At 74.9% G+C, this 17,630-nt stretch carries 17 protein-coding genes and 1 tRNA gene; 10 read left to right on the plus strand and 8 right to left on the minus strand.

Annotated features, from left to right (window positions below):
- Positions 1 to 19 precede the first annotated feature (19 nt).
- A complete protein-coding gene (locus tag GWJ10_RS00195) occupies positions 20 to 790 on the plus strand; it encodes a methyltransferase domain-containing protein (RefSeq protein ID WP_163184458.1) in 771 nt (256 codons plus the stop codon).
- 49 nt (positions 791 to 839) lie between these two features.
- Here the strand turns inward: GWJ10_RS00195 and GWJ10_RS00200 are convergent, their stop codons facing one another.
- The 5 genes from GWJ10_RS00200 to GWJ10_RS00220 all read right to left on the minus strand — a co-directional run bounded on the left by GWJ10_RS00200 (position 840) and on the right by GWJ10_RS00220 (position 5,814).
- Entirely contained in the window at positions 840 to 1,859 is a 1,020-nt protein-coding gene (locus GWJ10_RS00200) for an adenosine deaminase (protein WP_163184459.1), read from the minus strand.
- A gap of 101 nt (positions 1,860 to 1,960) precedes the next feature.
- Positions 1,961 to 2,626, minus strand: a complete 666-nt coding sequence (locus tag GWJ10_RS00205) for a response regulator transcription factor (protein ID WP_082774644.1) — start codon at positions 2,624 to 2,626, stop codon at positions 1,961 to 1,963.
- The gene (locus GWJ10_RS00210; protein ID WP_241005606.1) at positions 2,623 to 3,963 is read right to left on the minus strand and encodes a sensor histidine kinase; all 1,341 of its coding nucleotides are present in this window, start codon (positions 3,961 to 3,963) and stop codon (positions 2,623 to 2,625) included. The genes GWJ10_RS00205 and GWJ10_RS00210 overlap by 4 nt, the downstream gene beginning before the upstream one ends.
- Entirely contained in the window at positions 3,950 to 4,807 is an 858-nt protein-coding gene (locus GWJ10_RS00215) for an ABC transporter permease (RefSeq protein WP_163184460.1), read from the minus strand. Before GWJ10_RS00215 ends, GWJ10_RS00210 begins: the two co-directional genes overlap by 14 nt.
- Positions 4,804 to 5,814, minus strand: coding sequence for an ABC transporter ATP-binding protein (locus tag GWJ10_RS00220; protein WP_163184461.1), 1,011 nt, complete (start codon positions 5,812 to 5,814; stop codon positions 4,804 to 4,806). Before GWJ10_RS00220 ends, GWJ10_RS00215 begins: the two co-directional genes overlap by 4 nt.
- A gap of 205 nt (positions 5,815 to 6,019) precedes the next feature.
- Between GWJ10_RS00220 and GWJ10_RS00225 the strand changes: the two genes are divergently transcribed.
- The 5 genes from GWJ10_RS00225 (at position 6,020) to rplA (ending at position 8,881) form a co-directional block, all read left to right on the plus strand.
- Positions 6,020 to 6,092 (plus strand) — tRNA-Trp (locus GWJ10_RS00225).
- A 160-nt stretch (positions 6,093 to 6,252) separates the two neighbouring features.
- Entirely contained in the window at positions 6,253 to 6,480 is a 228-nt protein-coding gene (gene secE, locus GWJ10_RS00230) for a preprotein translocase subunit SecE (RefSeq protein WP_034653782.1), read from the plus strand.
- A gap of 114 nt (positions 6,481 to 6,594) precedes the next feature.
- Positions 6,595 to 7,452 carry a transcription termination/antitermination protein NusG gene (nusG, locus tag GWJ10_RS00235; RefSeq protein WP_034653779.1) on the plus strand — a complete coding sequence of 286 codons (858 nt, stop codon included), beginning with the start codon at positions 6,595 to 6,597 and terminating at the stop codon, positions 7,450 to 7,452.
- A 96-nt stretch (positions 7,453 to 7,548) separates the two neighbouring features.
- Positions 7,549 to 7,980 carry a 50S ribosomal protein L11 gene (gene rplK / locus GWJ10_RS00240; protein WP_021482529.1) on the plus strand — a complete coding sequence of 144 codons (432 nt, stop codon included), beginning with the start codon at positions 7,549 to 7,551 and terminating at the stop codon, positions 7,978 to 7,980.
- 184 nt (positions 7,981 to 8,164) lie between these two features.
- Positions 8,165 to 8,881 (plus strand): 50S ribosomal protein L1, encoded by a 717-nt coding sequence (rplA, locus tag GWJ10_RS00245; RefSeq protein ID WP_034653773.1) that lies wholly within the window; start codon positions 8,165 to 8,167, stop codon positions 8,879 to 8,881.
- Between the two features lie 116 nt (positions 8,882 to 8,997).
- Here the strand turns inward: rplA and GWJ10_RS00250 are convergent, their stop codons facing one another.
- The 3 genes from GWJ10_RS00250 to GWJ10_RS00260 all read right to left on the minus strand — a co-directional run bounded on the left by GWJ10_RS00250 (position 8,998) and on the right by GWJ10_RS00260 (position 11,462).
- Positions 8,998 to 10,293, minus strand: a complete 1,296-nt coding sequence (locus tag GWJ10_RS00250) for a glycosyl hydrolase family 18 protein (RefSeq protein WP_206158296.1) — start codon at positions 10,291 to 10,293, stop codon at positions 8,998 to 9,000.
- Between the two features lie 210 nt (positions 10,294 to 10,503).
- On the minus strand, positions 10,504 to 11,058 hold the full coding sequence (locus GWJ10_RS00255; RefSeq protein WP_076405082.1) for a hypothetical protein: 555 nt from the start codon (positions 11,056 to 11,058) through the stop codon (positions 10,504 to 10,506).
- Positions 11,055 to 11,462: a DUF4383 domain-containing protein gene (locus tag GWJ10_RS00260; RefSeq protein ID WP_021483202.1), complete on the minus strand. Its 408-nt coding sequence runs from the start codon at positions 11,460 to 11,462 to the stop codon at positions 11,055 to 11,057. The genes GWJ10_RS00255 and GWJ10_RS00260 overlap by 4 nt, the downstream gene beginning before the upstream one ends.
- A gap of 354 nt (positions 11,463 to 11,816) precedes the next feature.
- On the opposite strand from GWJ10_RS00260, the gene GWJ10_RS00265 reads away from it, so the two are divergent.
- The 4 genes from GWJ10_RS00265 to GWJ10_RS00280 all read left to right on the plus strand — a co-directional run bounded on the left by GWJ10_RS00265 (position 11,817) and on the right by GWJ10_RS00280 (position 17,461).
- The gene (locus tag GWJ10_RS00265) at positions 11,817 to 12,452 is read left to right on the plus strand and encodes a sigma-70 family RNA polymerase sigma factor (protein WP_034653623.1); all 636 of its coding nucleotides are present in this window, start codon (positions 11,817 to 11,819) and stop codon (positions 12,450 to 12,452) included.
- Positions 12,449 to 12,946: a hypothetical protein gene (locus GWJ10_RS00270; protein WP_034653625.1), complete on the plus strand. Its 498-nt coding sequence runs from the start codon at positions 12,449 to 12,451 to the stop codon at positions 12,944 to 12,946. The genes GWJ10_RS00265 and GWJ10_RS00270 overlap by 4 nt, the downstream gene beginning before the upstream one ends.
- A gap of 145 nt (positions 12,947 to 13,091) precedes the next feature.
- Entirely contained in the window at positions 13,092 to 14,879 is a 1,788-nt protein-coding gene (locus GWJ10_RS00275; protein WP_163184462.1) for a S8/S53 family peptidase, read from the plus strand.
- An 11-nt stretch (positions 14,880 to 14,890) separates the two neighbouring features.
- The gene (locus tag GWJ10_RS00280; RefSeq protein ID WP_163184463.1) at positions 14,891 to 17,461 is read left to right on the plus strand and encodes a CHAT domain-containing protein; all 2,571 of its coding nucleotides are present in this window, start codon (positions 14,891 to 14,893) and stop codon (positions 17,459 to 17,461) included.
- The last annotated feature ends 169 nt before the right edge of the window (positions 17,462 to 17,630 follow it).

Here is a 17,630-nt window from a genome sequence, read left to right on the forward strand (position 1 = left end):
GCGACAGGACGGAGCCGTCATGCCACGCGACTGGGACCCTGCCCTCTACCTCCGCCACGCCGACGAGCGCACGCGCCCGATGGCCGACCTCGTGGCGCGCGTCCCCGTCGACGCGCGCACGGTCGCCGACCTCGGGTCGGGCCCCGGCCACCTGACCCCCCTCCTGCACGCGCGCTGGCCCGACGCCGCGATCACCGGGATCGACGCGTCGCCGGCCATGGTGGCCGCGGCCCGGCGCGACGCGTCCGCGCCCTGGGTGCGGTACGAGCTCGCGGACGTGCGCTCGTGGGCGCCGCCCGCGCCCGCCGACGTCGTCGTGAGCAACGCGACGCTCCAGTGGGTGCCCGGCCACCTCGACCTGCTTCCCCGGCTCGCCGGCCACGTCGCCCCGGACGGCGCGCTCGCGTTCTCCGTCCCCGGCAACCACGACGCGCCGAGCCACCGGCTCCTGCGCGAGCTCGCTGCCCGACCCCCGTACGCGGCGCACGCCGCGGGCGTCGAGCGCCCCGCGGCGCACGACCCCGAGGTGTACCTCGACACGCTCACCACCCTCGGCTGGACCGTCGACGCCTGGGAGACGACGTACGTCCACGTGCTCCACGGCCCGGACCCCGTGCTGCGCTGGGTCTCCGCGACGGGCGCCCGCCCCGTGCTCCAGGCCCTCCCCGACGACCTGCGCGACGCGTTCGTCGCGCAGTACGCCGCCGCGCTGCGGGACGCGTACCCGGAGCGCGGCGCAGGCACGCTCCTGCCGTTCCGTCGCGTCTTCGTCGTCGCGACGCGCGCGTGACCGCTCTCGTCAGCCCGCCGATCTCCGGCGGCCAGCGCGCACGCGGGCGTCAGCCCGCCGTGAGCCAGTCGTCCACGCCCGCGAGCAGCCGTCGCTTGGTGCCCGACGACGCGCGGCTCGCCCGGATCGACGACCGCGCGAGGTCGGCGAGCTCCGTGTCGGAGAACCCGTGCTCGCGCCGCGCCGTCTCGTACTGCCCGACGAGCCGGGACCCGAACAGCAGCGGGTCGTCCGCGCCGAGCGCGACCTGCGCGCCCGCGTCGACGAGCGCGCCGAGCGGGACCTGCCCCGCCTCCTCGTAGACGCCGAGCGAGACGTTCGACGCCGGGCACACCTCGAGCGCGATCCCCCGGTCCACGACGTCGTCGAGGACGCGCCGGTCCTCCGCCGACCGCACCCCGTGGCCCAGGCGGTCCGGGACCAGCTCGCGCACGACCTCGTGCACGTGGCCGGGGCCCAGGAGCTCGCCGCCGTGGGGCACCGACGCGAGCCCCGCCCGTCGCGCGATCGCGAACGCGCGCGCGAACTCGGCCGTGTCGCCGCGCCGCTCGTCGTTGCTCAGGCCGAACCCCACGACCTCGCCCGCGCCCTCGCCCGCGTACTGCGCCGCGAGCCGCGCGAGGGTCCGCGCGTCGAGCGGGTGCCGCGTGCGCGACGCCGCGACGACCACCGCGACCTCCGTCCCCGTCGCGGCGCTCGCGGACCGGGCGGCGTCGAGCACGATCTCCACGGCCGGGGTGATGCCCCCGACGAACGGCGCGTACGACGTCGGGTCCACCTGGATCTCGAGCCGCCCCGACCCCTCCGCGGCGTCGTCCTGCGCCGCCTCGAGCACGATGCGCCGCATGTCGGCCTCGGACCGCACGCACGCGCGCGCCGCGTCGTACAGGCGCTGGAACCGGAACCAGCCGCGCTCGGTGGGCGGCAGGCGCAGCGGGTCGCCGTCGACGAGCGCGTGGGGGAGCCGCACGCCGTACTGCGCGGCGAGGTCGCGCAGCGTGTCGGGCCGCATGGACCCCGTGAAGTGCAGGTGCAGGTGGGCCTTCGGGAGCGTCGCCAGGTCTCGCACAGCGGGAGTCTGTCACGAGCGCCCGGCGCCCGCCGTCGGGCGCGGGACGACTGCGGCGCAGGTCCCGCCGCAGGTCGGGGTGCCGACGGCGCCCGCGCGCGTCACGCCCCGGGGAGGAACCCGCGCTGCATCGCGACCGTCACGGCGGCGGTGCGGTCGTCCACGCCGAGCTTGGCGAAGGCCCGCAGCAGGTGCGTCTTCACGGTCGCCTCGGCGATGAACAGCTCGCGCCCGACGGCCGCGTTCGACAGCCCGCGGGCCACGAGCCTCAGTACCTCGACCTCCCGGTCCGTGAGCCGCTCCGTCCCGCGCACCGACGTCACGAGCCGCGTCGCGACGCTCGGCGCCAGCACCGTCTGCCCCCGCGCCGCGGCGCGCACGCCCGCGACGAGCTCCTCGCGCGGCGTGTCCTTGAGCAGGTAGCCGGTGGCGCCCGCCTCGACGGCCCGCAGGATGTCGGCGTCCGTCTCGTACGTAGTGAGCACGACGACGCGCGGCCCCGCCGCCCCGCGCCCGCGGCCCGGTGCGCCGAGGATCGCCGCGGTCGCGCCCACGCCGTCGAGCACGGGCATCCGCAGGTCCATGAGCACGACGTCGGGCGCCAGCTCGCGCGCGAGCTCCACCGCCTGCGCGCCGTCGCCCGCCTCCCCGACCACCGCGAGGTCCGGCTCGGCGGCCAGCATGCCCACGATGCCCGAGCGCACGACCGGGTGGTCGTCGACCACGAGCACCCGCACCGCGCCGTCCCGGCCCGTCGTCCCCGTCACCGCACCGCTCCTCGCCTCGTCGGGGCTGTCCGGCCCGTGCCCACGCCCGTCGCGGGCAGCCGCACCGCGACGCGCGTGCCCCCGCCCGGCGCGGGCCCGACCTCGAGGCTGCCGCCCTCCGCGGCGACGCGCTCGCGCATGCCCCGCAGACCGTAGCCCTCGGCCGCGTCGTCGGGCAGCCCGCGACCGTCGTCGCACACCTCCAGGAGGGTCCCGTCCGCGTCGTGGCGCAGCCCGACCCGCACCGTGCCCGCCCCGGCGTGGCGCCGCACGTTCGTCAGCGCCTCCTGGGCCGAGCGCAGCAGCACGACTTCCTCGGCGCTCGACAGCCCCGGGACGTCGTCGGCCGCGAGGTCCGCATGCGTCCCCGTCTCCTCGGTGAAACGCGTCGCGAGGCGGCGCAACGCCTCCCCGAGCGTGCTGCCCTGCAACGGGGCCGGCGCGGAGGCCGCGACCAGCGCCCGGGCCTCGGCGAGGTTGTCGCGCGCCGTCGACTCGACGAGCGCGAGGCGCTCGCGCGCCGCGTCCGGGGCGCCCCGGTCCAGGTCGGCGCCCGCGGCCTGCGCGAGCATGACGACGCTCGTGAACCCCTGGGCGAGCGTGTCGTGGATCTCCTGGGCGACCCGCTCGCGCTCCGCGAGCACGCCCGCCTCGTGGTGCGAGCGCGCGAGCTCGGCCTGCGTCGCGCGCAGCGCGTCGACGAGGCGCGCGTGCCGCTCCGACTGCCGCATCGTGTGCGCCGTCCACAGCCCGAGGCTCAGCGCGAACGCGAGCGCGACGCCCATCTGCGGCGCGGCGCTCGCGAGCTCGTCGGGCTCGACGCGCCCCGTCGCCGGGTCGAACGCGAGGGCGAGCGCGGTGCCGGCCGCGAGCGCGACGCACAGCACGACCTGCGCCCAGAGGTGCTCCGAGAGCATCCAGATCTGCGTGAAGACGGCGAACAGCAGCAGCGTGCCGAGCGCGTCCTGCCCGACGACGACGAGCGTGCCCGCGATCGCGACGACGAGGTAGAGGTGCGCCGGCACCTGGGCGCGCGTGCGGGCCGCGCGCCGCCCCCACGCGAGGTAGGCCAGGACGATCGTCCCGAGCGCGGCGAGCGACACGAGGAGGGCCGTGCCGGCGACGCCTGCGGTGAGCAGCGCGAGCGCGCTGAGCACGACGATGACGTAGAACGCCACGTCCCACCAGCGCACGTCGCGCGCCCAGGTGCCGTCGAGCTGGGCCGTGGCCGTGGCCGTGGCCGTGGCCGCACCGTCCCCGGCCCCGTCCTCGATCCCGGCTCCGGCACCGGCCGCCGGGAGCCCGCCCGCGGGCGACGGCGGGTCAGCCGTCGTCACGGCGCCGCCACCGGAACGAGCGCGCGCCCACCACGAGCCCCAGCACCAGCCATGCGACCAGTACAGCAGCGGTCGCGCCGTGCTGCCACGACCCGGACGGCTCGAGCGCCGCGGCCTGCTCGGGGAGGAAGACCGAGCGCATCCCCTGGGCCATCCACTTGAGCGGGAACACCGAGGCGACGGTCTGCATCCACGCGGGCAGCGCGAAGAACGCGAAGAACACCCCGGAGATGAACTGCAGCACGAGCACGACGGGCGTGACGACCGCCGTCGCGGAGCGGCCCGAGCGCGGCAGCGACGAGAACGCGACGCCGCACACGGCGCCCGCGGCGCACCCGAGCACGAACACCCACGCGAACGTCGTGAGCCGGGTCGCGGCGTCGGGCATGTCCCAGGGCATCGGGACGTCGTACACGACGGCCGCGAGGAGCAGCAGGAGCGCCGTCTGCACGATCGAGGTCGCGAGGACCAGGCCCACCTTGCCGTAGAAGTACGCCGACGCGGGCAGCGGGGTCGCACGCAGGCGCTTGAGCGCGCCGTCGTCGCGCTCGACCGCGATCGAGATCGCGAGCGACTGGAAGCTCGTGAGCATGACGCCCGTCGCGATCATGCCCGGCAGGAAGTACTGCGCGAAGGGCACGGAGTAGCCCGCGTCACCCTGGTCCTGCCCGTCGAACACCGTCGCGAAGATCGCGAGCATGATGAGCGGGTACGTGAAGATGAAGACGACCGCGTCGCGCTCGCGGAAGAACCCGCGCAGCTCGGCGCGCGTGCGTTCGATGCCGAGGCGGGCGGGCCCGGGCAGGGCGGCGCGCGGGGCGCGCGTGGTCGGGGCGACGGTCACGGTCGGGCCTCCTCGGGGACGACGACGGTCGCGTCGTCGGGCGTGCGGGCCGCGGCGGGTGCGCCGGGCCGATGGGGGGCGGGCGCCGGGTCGCTCGACGCGACCGGCTCGCCGATGAGCTCGAGGTAGACGTCCTCGAGGCTCGGGCGCGTCACCTCGAGCCCGGGGACCTCGCCGTCGGGGTACTGCGCGGCGAGCGCCGCGACGACCGCGGTGGGGGAGTCCGTGCGCTCGGAGCGCCGGGTGCCGCCGTCGAGCCACCGCACGACGGGACGGCGCGCCTCCGCGCCGCCGAGGCGGTCGGGCGCGTCGAGCGCGACGACCTGCCCCGACCGCACGACGGCCGCGCGGTCGGCCAGGTAGGCCGCCTCGTCGAGGTAGTGCGTCGTGAGCAGGATCGTCGTGCCGTCCTCGCGCAGCGACCGGACGAGCGCCCAGAACGCGCGGCGGGCCTGGGGGTCGAACCCCGTCGTGGGCTCGTCGAGGAACAGCAGCTCCGGCCGGCCGACGATCCCCAGCGCGACGTCGAGCCGTCGGCGCTGCCCGCCGGAGAGCTGGCGCGTGCGCGTGCGGGCCTTCTCCCGCAGCCCGACGGCGTCGATCACCTCGTCGGGGTCCCGCGGCGTCGGGTAGAACGTCGCGAAGTGCCGGACGAGCTCGGCGACCGTGAGCTCGGCCTGGTCGCGCGAGTCCTGGAGGACGACGCCGAGGCGCGAGCGCCAGGCGCGGCCCGCGGTCTGGGGGTCCTCGCCGAGCACGCGGACCTCGCCCGCGTCCCGGCGGCGGAAGCCCTCGAGGATCTCGACCGTGGTGGTCTTCCCGGCGCCGTTGGGGCCGAGGACCGCGAAGATCTCGCCGCGCTCGACGCGCAGGTCGATGCCGTCGACGGCCTGCTTGGGCCCGTAGCGCTTGCGCAGGCCGCGCACGTCCACGGCCGGTCCGCTCTGCCCGGCGCCGGGGCCGGAGCCGGCGCCGCGGGGGCCGGCGGGGAGGGGTGTCGTCGTCATGGGACCAGCGTGTCGGCGCGAGCCCCCGGGCCGCGACGCCCGTTCGTCCGGACCTCGTGTCCACCGATCGGTGGACGGTGGTTCGACCAGGGGCGCCGCGTCGCGTACAGTGATCCCTCGGTGGTTGACGCCCGCCACGCTGGTCCGCGCCCGTGAGACGACTTTCGTCCAGGGAGCGGGGCCGCGCGGGGCGCCGTCGGCACGAAGGGTAGTGGCGCAATTGGTAGCGCAGCGGTCTCCAAAACCGCAGGTTGCAGGTTCGAGTCCTGTCTACCCTGCACGGCGTGGCTCTCGCGGGACCTTCCCGGGATCCGCGCGCGGCCCGGCACCGGGTCGCACCGAGGGTTCGAGCAGGTCCCGTACGTGAGCGATGGGGAAGATCGAGTGAGCGAATCGCCGTCAGAGGCCGTGGGTGCAGGCGGTGCACGCGCCGACGAGGTGAAGAAGAAGGGCGGTCCGTCCGCGGACAAGAAGCCCAACGTCTTCGCGCGCATCGCCCTGTTCGTGCGCCAGGTGGTCGCCGAGCTCCGCAAGGTCGTCACGCCGACGCGGTCCGAGCTCATCACCTACACGACGGTGGTCCTCGTCTTCGTGGTCGTGGTCATGGCGTTCGTGACCGTCCTCGACCTGGGGATCGGCCAGGCCGTCCGGTGGGTCTTCGGCTAGCGCACGACCTTCCCCGGCCAGGCCGGGTCAGCACGGCAGCCGGCGCCTCTCGGGGCGCCGTCGGCGCTTCCAGAAGAAGTCTTCGAGCAGTTCGTTGAGAAAGCAGGTTCGTTCGTGTCCCAGGAGTCGCTGGACCAGACGGAGAACGTCGACCCGACGCAGCCCGAGGGTGCCCAGGACGACGTCGACGAGACCACGGACGTCCCGGCGGTCGACGGAGCCGACGAGGCCCTCGACGCCGCTGACGAGGCCGACGACGACGCGACGGACGACGCCGCTGACGAGACCGACGACGCGGCGGACGACGACGAGCCGTCGGACGACGACGAGGCGGACGAGGTCCGCCCGGCCGACGAGGACGGCGACGTCATCGAGGACCCGGTCGCGGAGTTCAAGCGCACGCTGCGCTCGCAGCCGGGCGACTGGTACGTCATCCACTCCTACGCGGGCTACGAGAACCGTGTGAAGGCCAACCTGGAGAACCGCATCCAGAGCCTGAACATGGAGGACTACATCTTCCAGATCGAGGTCCCCATGGAGGAGGTGGCCGAGATCAAGAACGCGCAGAAGAAGATCGTCCGACGCGTGCGCATCCCCGGCTACGTCCTCGTCCGCATGGACCTCACCGACGAGTCGTGGGGCGCCGTGCGCCACACGCCCGGTGTCACCGGCTTCGTCGGGCACACCCACCAGCCGGTGCCGCTGACGCTCGACGAGGTCTTCTCGATGCTCGCGCCGATGCTCACCCCCGCCCCGGAGGCCGGCAAGCCCGCGCAGGCCGCGGCGAAGGCTCCCGTCGAGGTCGACTTCACGGTCGGCGAGTCGGTCACCGTCACGGACGGCCCGTTCGACACGCTGCCCGCCACGATCTCCGAGATCAACGTCGAGAACCAGAAGCTCAAGGTCCTCGTCTCCATCTTCGGCCGGGAGACCCCGGTCGAGCTGTCGTTCAACCAGGTCGCCAAGATCTGACGCGCGGGCGGCCCGAGCCGCCCCGCGTGAGCGCAGCACTGCAACCGGGTCATCGCCCACGGCGTCGGCCCACGAGAAGAAAGCCAGGGAAGAGTCATGCCTCCCAAGAAGAAGGTCTCCGGCCTCATCAAGCTCCAGATCCAGGCCGGTGCGGCGACGCCCGCGCCGCCGATCGGCCCCGCGCTCGGTCAGCACGGTGTGAACATCATGGAGTTCTGCAAGGCCTACAACGCGGCGACCGAGTCGCAGCGCGGCAACGTCATCCCCGTCGAGATCACGGTCTACGAGGACCGCTCGTTCACCTTCGTGACGAAGACCCCGCCGGCGGCGGAGCTCATCAAGAAGGCCGCGGGCGTGCAGAAGGGCTCGGCGACGCCGCACACCACCAAGGTCGCGAAGATCACCGCGGACCAGGTGCGCGAGATCGCCCAGACCAAGCTCGAGGACCTCAACGCGAACGACCTCGACGCCGCGTCGAAGATCATCGCCGGCACGGCCCGCTCGATGGGCATCACTGTCGAGGGCTGAGCAGAGCGAGCGCGGAGGTAGGACGAGCGCCAGCGAGTCCTGCCGGAGCGTGAGCGGCGCTCGGCCCGAGCAGACCATGCGTCGGGCCGAGCGTGGCAACATCGGAAGTGTCCGTCCACGACCGTGGGCGGCAGTGGCAGGGTCCGCGCGGACCCGCTGACCACGACTGCAGAAGGAGAAGCAGATGGCAACGCGCAGCAAGGCGTACCGCAACGCCGAGGAGAAGATCGACCGCGAGCGTCTCTACGCGCCGCTCGAGGCGATCCGTCTCGCCAAGGAGACGTCGACCGTGAAGTACGACGCGACCGTCGAGGTCGCGTTCCGCCTCGGTGTCGACCCGCGCAAGGCGGACCAGATGGTCCGTGGCACGGTCAACCTCCCCCACGGCACGGGCAAGACCGCCCGCGTCATCGTCTTCGCGAACGCGGCGAAGGCGGAGGAGGCCCGTGCGGCCGGTGCCGACGAGGTCGGCGGCGACGACCTGATCGAGAAGGTCGCCGGCGGGTACACCGACTTCGACGCCGCCGTGGCGACGCCGGACCTCATGGGCAAGGTCGGTCGTCTGGGCAAGGTGCTGGGCCCCCGTGGTCTCATGCCGAACCCGAAGACCGGCACCGTGACGATGGACGTGGCGAAGGCCGTGTCGGACATCAAGGGCGGCAAGATCGAGTTCCGTGTCGACAAGCACGGCAACCTGCACTTCATCATCGGCAAGGTCTCGTTCGACGAGAAGGCGCTCGTGGAGAACTACGCGGCGGCCCTCGAAGAGGTCCTGCGTCTCAAGCCGTCGTCCTCGAAGGGCCGGTACATCACCAAGGCCACGCTGACGACGACGATGGGCCCCGGCATCCCGCTGGACCAGTCCAAGACGACGAAGCTGCTCGAGGACGACGCCGCCTGACGGCAGTCCTCCCCGCGGACGGTCCTCCGTCCGCACCACGCACGACGGCGCGGCACCCGACCAGGGTGCCGCGCCGTCGTCGTCTCAGCAGGTCGCCCGAGGGTGCGCCGGCCGGGTCAGCAGGCGCCGAGGTCCTTCCAGACGCCCCACTGCCCGCTCTGCGCGGGGTTCTCGTTGGTGGTCCACCACTTGGCCTCGTAGGTGCGGCCCTGGTGGGAGACGCGGGCGCCACCGGTGTAGACGGCGGAGGCCGACCACGCGGTCGCGGTGCAGGTCCCGGGGTTGGTGGGGTTCGTCGGGTTGGTGGGGTTGGTCGGCTCGGTGGGGTTGGTCGGCTCCGTGGGCGTGGTCGGACCGCTCGCGAGGCGGCCGCCGATCACGGACGCGACCTGGTTGCCGTTGGTCTTGTCCCAGTTGATCGACCAGGTCATGACGCCGCCGATCTTGCCGTACGGCTTCGCGGGCTTGAAGGCGCCGCAGCCGGTGCCGACCTCGAGGCAGTCGACGGCCTTGACGACGTTCGCGAGCGGCTGGTAGCCGCCGCCCGCGGCGCGCGGCACGGCCGGGACGCCGATGCCCACCTGGTCGGGGCGCAGGCCCATCTCGAGCTGGATGCAGGTGAGCGCGGTGAGGAAGTCGACCGTGCCCTGCGAATAGACCTGCTGGTTGCAGCCCATCATCGAGCCGGAGTTGTAGTACTGGGTGTTGACGATCGTGAGGATGTCCTTGATCGCGAGGGTGAGCTGGTAGTACCCCATGCTCGTCGCCTGGTAGTCGATCGTCTGCGGCGCCATGGTGAGGATCAGGCTCGGACCGACCTTCGCCGCGAGCTGGTGGAGGGCGCTCGACATGTACGTGGCGTTGATGCCGTGCTCGAGGTCGATGTCGACGCCGTCGAACCCGTACTTCTGCATGAGCGCGTACGTGGTGTCGGCGAAGTTCTTCGCCTCGGTCGCGTTCGAGACGATGACGTTGCCCTTCTCCCCGCCCACGGAGATCACGACCTTGCGGCCCTGCGCCCGGATGGCCGCGACGTCGGCCTTGAACTGGGCCTCGGTGTAGCCGCCGAGCTCCGCGCTCGCGAGGTTGAACGTGATGCCGCCGGGGGTCCCGGCGAGGTTGTCCGCGAACGCGATCGCGACGAGGTTGTACGCCTGGGGGACCTCGGACAGGCGCATCGTCACGGAGCCGTTGTCGAAGTTGTGCCAGTAGCCGGTGAGCCACTGCGTGCTGCCCGACGGCGCGGCGGCGCTCACGGGAGCGGCGGGCGCGGCCGACGGCGCCGCGGCGGTCGCGGGCGCGGCGGCGAGCGCTCCGCCCGCGACGACGGTCGCCGCGGCGACGACGGAGGCGAGGGCGCGCAGCGCGCGCTCGGTGAGGCCGCGCGTGCGGCCGGGGAGGACTGTTCTCACGGAGGTGCTCCTCGTGCTCGGGCGGGGCGCGTCGTCGCGCCTCGCCGGTCCGCACCCGCGGTGTGGGTGCAGGGGTCGCTCCCGACGCTAGGCCCGGTGCCCGCCGCGCGGCATGAGGGATTCCCCGGAACTTCGGGCCCCGCGGTTACGGGAGAACTCGTACCCTCCGGGAGGCGTGGCGCCGCGCCGGGGGCAGCCGCCGTCGGGCCCTCACGGCGCGGTGCCGGGCCCGCCGTCGTGGGCCGGGCCGTGCCCCGGCAGGTGCCCCAGGACGGGCAGGTGGGACCCGTGCGGCACGGCGTGCCGCGCGGCGTCGGTCCCGCCGAGACCGAACGTCGCGACGGCGGCGACCACGACGGACACCGAGAAGAGCGCGACGAGCCGCGCCCCGGCGCGCGCCGGCGGGCCGTCGGCGGGGACGCGCGCCGGGCGGGCGAGGACGCACGCCGTCGCGACCCGCAGGGCGGCCGCGGCGGCCGCACCCGCGGAGAGCGGCACGCCGGACGCGACGGGCACGGCCACCCCGGCGACGGTCGCGACGAGGAGCAGGGCGATCCCGGCGCGCGGGACCGCCGTCGGGCGCCCGGGCCGCGGCCCGCGGGCGAGGAGCACGAGCGCGACGACGAGCTCCCCGGCCCCGGTGGCCAGCGCGAGCAGGCCGGACGGCGCCGGGAACGCGCCCCGGACGAGCCCGAGGTCGACGATCCCGGCGCCGAGCAGCGCGAGCGCGGCGCCGACGCGGCGGGTCGGGACGGGCGTCGTCATGCCGTGACGGCGCGGCCCGCGTCCTCGCGGTCCGCGGCGAGCCCGACGCCGAGGAGCAGCAGAGCGCTGGCGAGGTGCAGCACGTTGTCGGCGCCGTTGAGCGCGATGATGTTGGCGCCGGTGTCGACGAGGAACAGCCCCACCACGCCGACGAGGAGGTACACCGCGCCGATCGCGACGTTCGTGCCGCGCGCGGCCCGGACGCTGCGCGACGCGAGCAGCAGCGCCGCCCCGATGCCGAGGTGGACGATGTTGTGCAGGGGGTTCACCTCGAACAGCAGGAGGTTGCGGCCCTCGGTGGCGGCGAAGCCGACCCCCGACGTCACGACGAAGCCGGCGAGGCCGACCAGCAGGTAGACGGTGCCGAAGACGGCTGCGAGCAGGCGGTTCGGGGACGAGGTCATGGTGGTCTCCGCTCGGTGGTCGCGCGGCCTCTCCGCGCGTCGCCCCGGGTTCGGAGCGGTGCGTGATCCGGACGGGTCCGCCGGTGCGGGTCCCGGACAGGGATCGCTCCGGACGGAGCCGACCGCGATGTATCAGACGGGCGGTCCGCCCCTCTCGTCCGGGTGGAGGAGCGCCGACCAGACGCTCCCGCCCGTGTGCCGGAGGGACGAGATGCGACGCAACCGCACGAGCCGGGAGGGGTGTGACCAGTGACGATGGTTGTCGACCCCACCGGCCCGGCCGTAGAATCAGGCGCTTCCGGGGACCCCCCGCTGATGCCTGACCGGACGAGCGTGCCGAGGACAGTGCGCCCCATGACCAGAACGACCGACGAGGTGGCCGACACCGGCGAACCGGGCCTCAGCCTGGGGGACCGGGGTGCGTTCGCGCTCCTGGAGTACCGCGACGGCCGCCCGGAGGCGCTCGGTGACTTCGTCCGCGAGGCCTCCCCCCTCCTGTGGCACACGGTGCGCGCGCAGGGCGTCGAGCGCGAGCAGGCCGACGACCTCGTCCAGACGGTGTGGGTCGCGCTCGTGCGCAACGCGATGACCATCAAGGAACCGCACGCCGTCCTCAAGTGGCTGCTCATCACGGCCAAGCGCGCGGCCTGGGAGGCCGTGCGCAAGCACCGCGACGAGGCCCGACGGCGCACCGAGCTCCCGGACGACACCGACGAGGGCGTCCCCGAGCTCCCGTCGGGCGACCCGACGCCGGACGTCGAGGTGCTCCGCAACGAGCGCGACCGCTCCCTCTGGGCCGCGCTCGACCGGCTGCCGGAACGCTGCCGCCAGCTCCTGCACCTCGTGTCGCTCGCCGACCGTCCGGACTACAAGGCCATCTCGGCCGCCATCGGCATGCCCGTCGGGAGCATCGGCTCCACGCGGGGCCGCTGCCTCGCCAAGCTGCGCGACATCATCGACGACCAGGGGGAACCGTGGGAAGCATCATGAGCACCGAGCCGACGCACAGCCCCGACGAGCCGCTCGACGCCGTCGACCTCGCCCTCCTGGCCGACCTCGCGCGGATCGCCGAGGAGATCGACCCCGTCCCGGACGGCCTCGTCGAGCGGTCGCTCTTCGCGATCACGCTCGCCGGGCTCGAGGCCGAGGTCATGGAGCTGGAGTACGTCCAGGCTCCCGCGACGTCCGTGCGCGGCGACGCGCCGCCCGTCGAGGCGCGCACGATCACGTTCACGTCCGAGTCCGTCACGGTGATGATCTCGCTGTCCCCGACGGACGACGGCCGCATCCGCATCGACGGCTGGGCCGCCCCCGCGACGGCGCTGCGCGTCGAGCTGCACCGCCCCGGCGTGGTGAGCGAGACGACGAGCGACGACGACGGCCGCTTCGTCTTCGAGGCCGTCGACCGCGGCCCGGCGAGCCTCGTGGTCCGCCGCGCCGACGGCGCCGGCGGCGCCGTGAGCACGCCGGTCGTCGAGCTCTAGCACCCGGTGGGCCGCGGGCGACGCCCGCGGCCCACCGGCCGCACCACCACCAGCAACCCTTCCCCGCGCAGCGGTGCGCGGGCGGCCGCCCGTCGACGACGACGCGCGCGGCACCGGACGAACGTCATCTCCCGAGGAGGAGCACGTGAGCGAGACCCCTGAGCCCCCCGCAGCGGCGGACCCCGGCTTCTTCGGCGACCGGCCGAGCCGGCTCCAGTGGCGCACCCGCACGATCGACCCGGTCGCCGCGCAGCGTCGCGCCGGGCAGCAGTCCCCGCACCCGACCTGGTACGTGGGCGACCGCATCCTCATCCCCGAGTCGCCGTTCGACCGCGAGGGGAACCGCTCGCTGCGGTGGCTCGAGCGCGCGGCCGAGCGTCTCGGCCTCCGCGTGGAGGTGCAGCAGGAGAGCCTCGACGACGCCGAGCTCGTCCGTGAGGCGGGCCTCGACCCGGAGACGACGACCGACCTGCTCCGCACGTTCGGCTACTCCGTGCGCCTGCGCTACCGCGACGACGCCCAGGGACAGCTCCCGGACGCCTGGCACCTCGTCGAGGAGCTGCGTGGACGGCTGTGCCCCGACGACCGGCACAGCCCGCGGCTCGCGCTCGACCACATGGTCGCGCCGACCCCGTTCATCGGCGGCCAGCCGTACACCCAGCCGTTCCCGTACACGCAGCCGCACCCGTACACCCAGCCCCACCCCTACACGCAGCCGCACCCGTACACCCAGCCCCACCCCTACACGCAGCCGCACCCCTTCGCGGGCACCGCGGAGTACTCCCTGCCGGGCTCGGGCGGCCGCACGCCCGTGAGCTGGATCGGGCCCGTGCCGCGCCGCGCGCTGCCCGCGGGGGACACTCCGTGGGTCGCGGGCGACGGTGTCCGTCGCCCCGTCGTCGCCGTGCTCGACACCGGCGTCGGCGAGCACCCGTGGTTCGACGACGACCTCGAGACGCGCGGCACGATCGTCGTGCGCGACCCCGAGCTGCTCGGTCAGCCGCTGTCGACGCTGCCGCCGACGGAGTACCCGTACGAGGACCCGGAGATCGGCGGCGTGTCGGTCTCGCCCCTCACCGGTCCGCTCGACCCGGTCGCGGGCCACGGGACGTTCATCGCGGGTCTCGTGCACCAGCTCTGCCCGGACGCCGTCATCCTCGCCCCGCGCCTCTACGGCGGGTCGGGCGTCGTGCCGGAGCGCGACCTCCTGCGGACGCTGCGCCGCGTGCTCCTGTGGCACGTGCTCGGCCTGTCCGGTCACGACGGCTACGCGCCGATCGACGTCCTCGTGCTCTCGCTCGGGTACTACCACGAGCGCCCGGAGGACGCGGACTTCGACGCCCCCTTCGGGGCGCTCATCCGCGCGCTGCGCCGGTACGGCGTCGTCGTGGTGGTGTCGTCGGGCAACGACGGGCAGACCCGCCCGACCTACCCCGCGGCGTTCGCCCCGCGGATCAACCGGAAGGCGGAGCCGCCCGTGCCGCTCGAGGGGGTGACGCTGCTCCTCGACGAGCCGCCGGTCCTCACGGTCGGTGCGGAGAACCCCGACGGGACGGTGTCGCTCTTCAGCAACGACGGCCCCTGGATCACGTGCACCCGCCCGGGCGCGGCCCTCGTGTCCACGATCCCGCGCACGATCGACGGCGCCGTCGCGCCGTCGCGCCACGTCCAGGAGCTGTGGGGCCCGGGATACCGCGCGACGATCGACCCCGAGGGGTTCCAGGGCGGGTTCGCGACGTGGAGCGGGACGTCGTTCGCGGCGCCCGTCCTCGCGGGCGAGCTCGCGGCGTCGCTGCTCGAGCGGATCGCCGACGACCCGACGGACCCGGGCGTCCTGCAGCCCGGCCAGGGCGCGCCGGACCGCTGCGCCTGGCTGTGGCCGTCCATTACCCTGGCGACGGGTCTGGTCCCGACCCCGGGTGACGACGCATGAGGTGATGAGCGGTGGTGCGCAGCGGCCGGGAGGTGCTCGAGGCCCGACTGGCTGCTGCGCAGGCCGTGAACGCGCGCGGCCAGCACCGGCGCGCGAGCCGTGCGTTCGCGCAGATCGTCCAGGACGTCGACGCCGCGGGCGAGGACGCGAGCCGGGACGACGCCTACCTGGCCGCGCGCGCCCTGCTGGGGCTCGCGCTCGCCGAGTTCGAGCTGACGGGCGACGTCGACGGCGCCTACGAACGGCTCGCCGAGGTCGAGGCGCGCGGTGCCGCGCTGGCCATGCGCGACCTGGCCCTCGTCGTGCGGTCGCAGCGCGGGCTCCTGCGGCTGCGGACCGGCGACGTCTCCGCCGCGCTGGACGAGCTGGAGACGGCGGCCGAGGTCATCGACGACGCGCGCCCCCTCGACGCGGCCGTCCTGCTGCTCAACCTCGGCTCCCTGCGCCTCGAGCTGGGCGACGCCGAGGGGGCGAGCCGCGACCTCGACGACGCCGTCCACCGGGCCACCGCGCTCGGGGACGAGCTCCTGGTGTCCAAGGCCCGGCACAACCTCGGGTACGCGGAGTACCTGCGCGGCGACCTGCCGGTCGCCCTGCGCGCCATGGACGAGGCCGCGGCGCAGGCGCCGGACCGGCACGCCGCCGTCGGGCTCATCGACCGCGCGCAGGTGCTGCTCGACGCCGGCCTGCTCACGGAGGCGGACGAGGCGCTGAGCGAGGCGCGCGAGCACCTCTCCCGCTACCGCATGCTGCGCGACCTCGCGGAGGTCGAGCTGGTCCGGTCGCGCGTCGTGCTCGGCCTGCGGCGGTACGCCGAGGCGCGGCGCCTCGCCCGCTCGGCGTCGCGCCGGTTCGACCGCCTCGGCAACAGGCCGTGGGTGCTGCGCGCCCGCGTCGCGGAGCTCCAGGCGGCGCTCACGGAGCACCGCGCGACACCCGTGGGCCCGGCGCGCGCCCGTCGGCACGCGACCTGGGCGCTCGACCTCGCGCACGACGGCGAGAGCCTGGACAGCGTCTCGGGTCTCGGGATCACGGTCCCCGCGCGACTCCTCGCCGTCGAGTGGCTCGTGTCCGCGGGCGACGTGCGCGGGGCGCAGGAGGTCCTGCGGGCCGTGCCCCCGCGGCTCGGCCGCGCTCCGCTCCCCGTCCGGCTCCAGCACGAGGCGGTCCTCGCGCAGCTCGCGTTCGTGGCGGGCAACCGGCGTGCCGGCGTCCGCGCCGTGCGGCGCGGCCAGGCGGCGCTCGCGGACCACCGGGCGCGGCTGGGGTCCGTGGACGCGGTGACGGCGTCCGCGGTGCACGGCGTGCGGCTCGGCAACGTCGACGTCGAGGCCGCGCTGCGCACCCGGCGCCCCGGGACGATCTTCGACGCCGTCGAGCGTGGCCGGGCGGCGTTCGCCGGGACGGGCCGCGTGCGCCCGCCGGCGGACCCGGTCCTCGCGGACCTCCTCGCCGCCGCCCGGCGCGAGGTCGAGGCGGCCCGCGCGCTGGGGGCGCCCTCGGACGCGGCCAGCCTCGCGCGCCGGCAGGACCACCTCCAGGCGGCGCGGCGCCTCCAGGACGACGCACGACGGCGCTCCTGGCAGCACGGGGGAGGGGCCGCGGCCCCGGTCCCCGCGTCGGAACGGCGGCTGCGCGCCACGCTGGCCGACGCCGGGTCCGACGCGGTCGTGGCCGACCTCATGCTGGACGGCGACGACGTGCTCGCCGTCCGCGTCAGCGCCCGGGGTTCTCGGCTCGTGCGCCTCGCGTCGCGCGCAGCGGTCGCCGAGCAGGTGCGTCGTGCGCGCGCGGACTTCGCGGTCCTGTCGAACGTGCTCATCCCGGTCCCCATGCGCGAGGCCGCCGTCGGCTCGCTGTCCCGGACGCTGGCCGCGCTCGACGACGCGCTCGTCGTCCCGCTCGAGGCGGACGGCGACCTCCACGTCGCTGCCCGCGACCTGCTGCTCGCGCTGCCGTGGGCCTCGCTGCCCTCGCGGCGCGGGCTGCGCACGTGGGCGAACTCGTGGGTGGACCTGCGCGACGGCGAGCCGGTGCGTCGGACGGACGAGGCGCTCGTCGTCGCCGGACCGGGCCTGCGCTTCTCCGGCGCCGAGGCGAAGCTCGTCGCGTCCGTGTGGGAGGGGGCCGAGGCGCTCGCGGGGGAGGAGGCGACGTGCGAGGCCGTCGTCGACGGCCTGCGCACCGCGGGGGTCGTGCACCTGGCCGCGCACGGCACGCACGAGACCGACAACCCGTTGTTCTCGTCGCTCCGGCTCGCCGACGGCCCGCTGTTCGCCCACGAGCTCGACGGCACCGACCTGCACGGTGTGGTCGTCGTGCTGTCGGCGTGCGAGGTGGGGCTCTCGACGCCGCGCATCGGCGGCGAGTCGCTCGGTCTGACGAGCGTCCTGCTGCGGCTCGGCGCCCGCGCGGTGATCGCGAGCGTGGCCCCGCTGCGCGACGACGTCGCGGCGCGCGTCATGCCGTCGCTCCACGCCGAGCTGCGCGACGGCGCCATGCCGGGGACGGCGCTCGCCCGGGCGGTCGCCGACGAGCCCGAGCCGGTACCGCTGGTCTGCTTCGGCCCGCTGGTTCTCTGACGGCACGGGCCGCGGTTTGGAGCACGCGCCGTCGTCCCGTACGATGAGCGTGTACCCAAGACCGCCGGTCGTCCGACGCTGCCCGCAGACTCCGTCTGCAGGACGTGACGGACCGAAGTCCCGCCCACGAGGTGGAGGCCAGCGCAGGTAGCGAATCGACGACGTCCGC

It is taken from the genome of Cellulosimicrobium sp. SL-1, from assembly GCF_011033075.1.
Lineage (GTDB): Bacteria > Actinomycetota > Actinomycetes > Actinomycetales > Cellulomonadaceae > Cellulosimicrobium > Cellulosimicrobium funkei.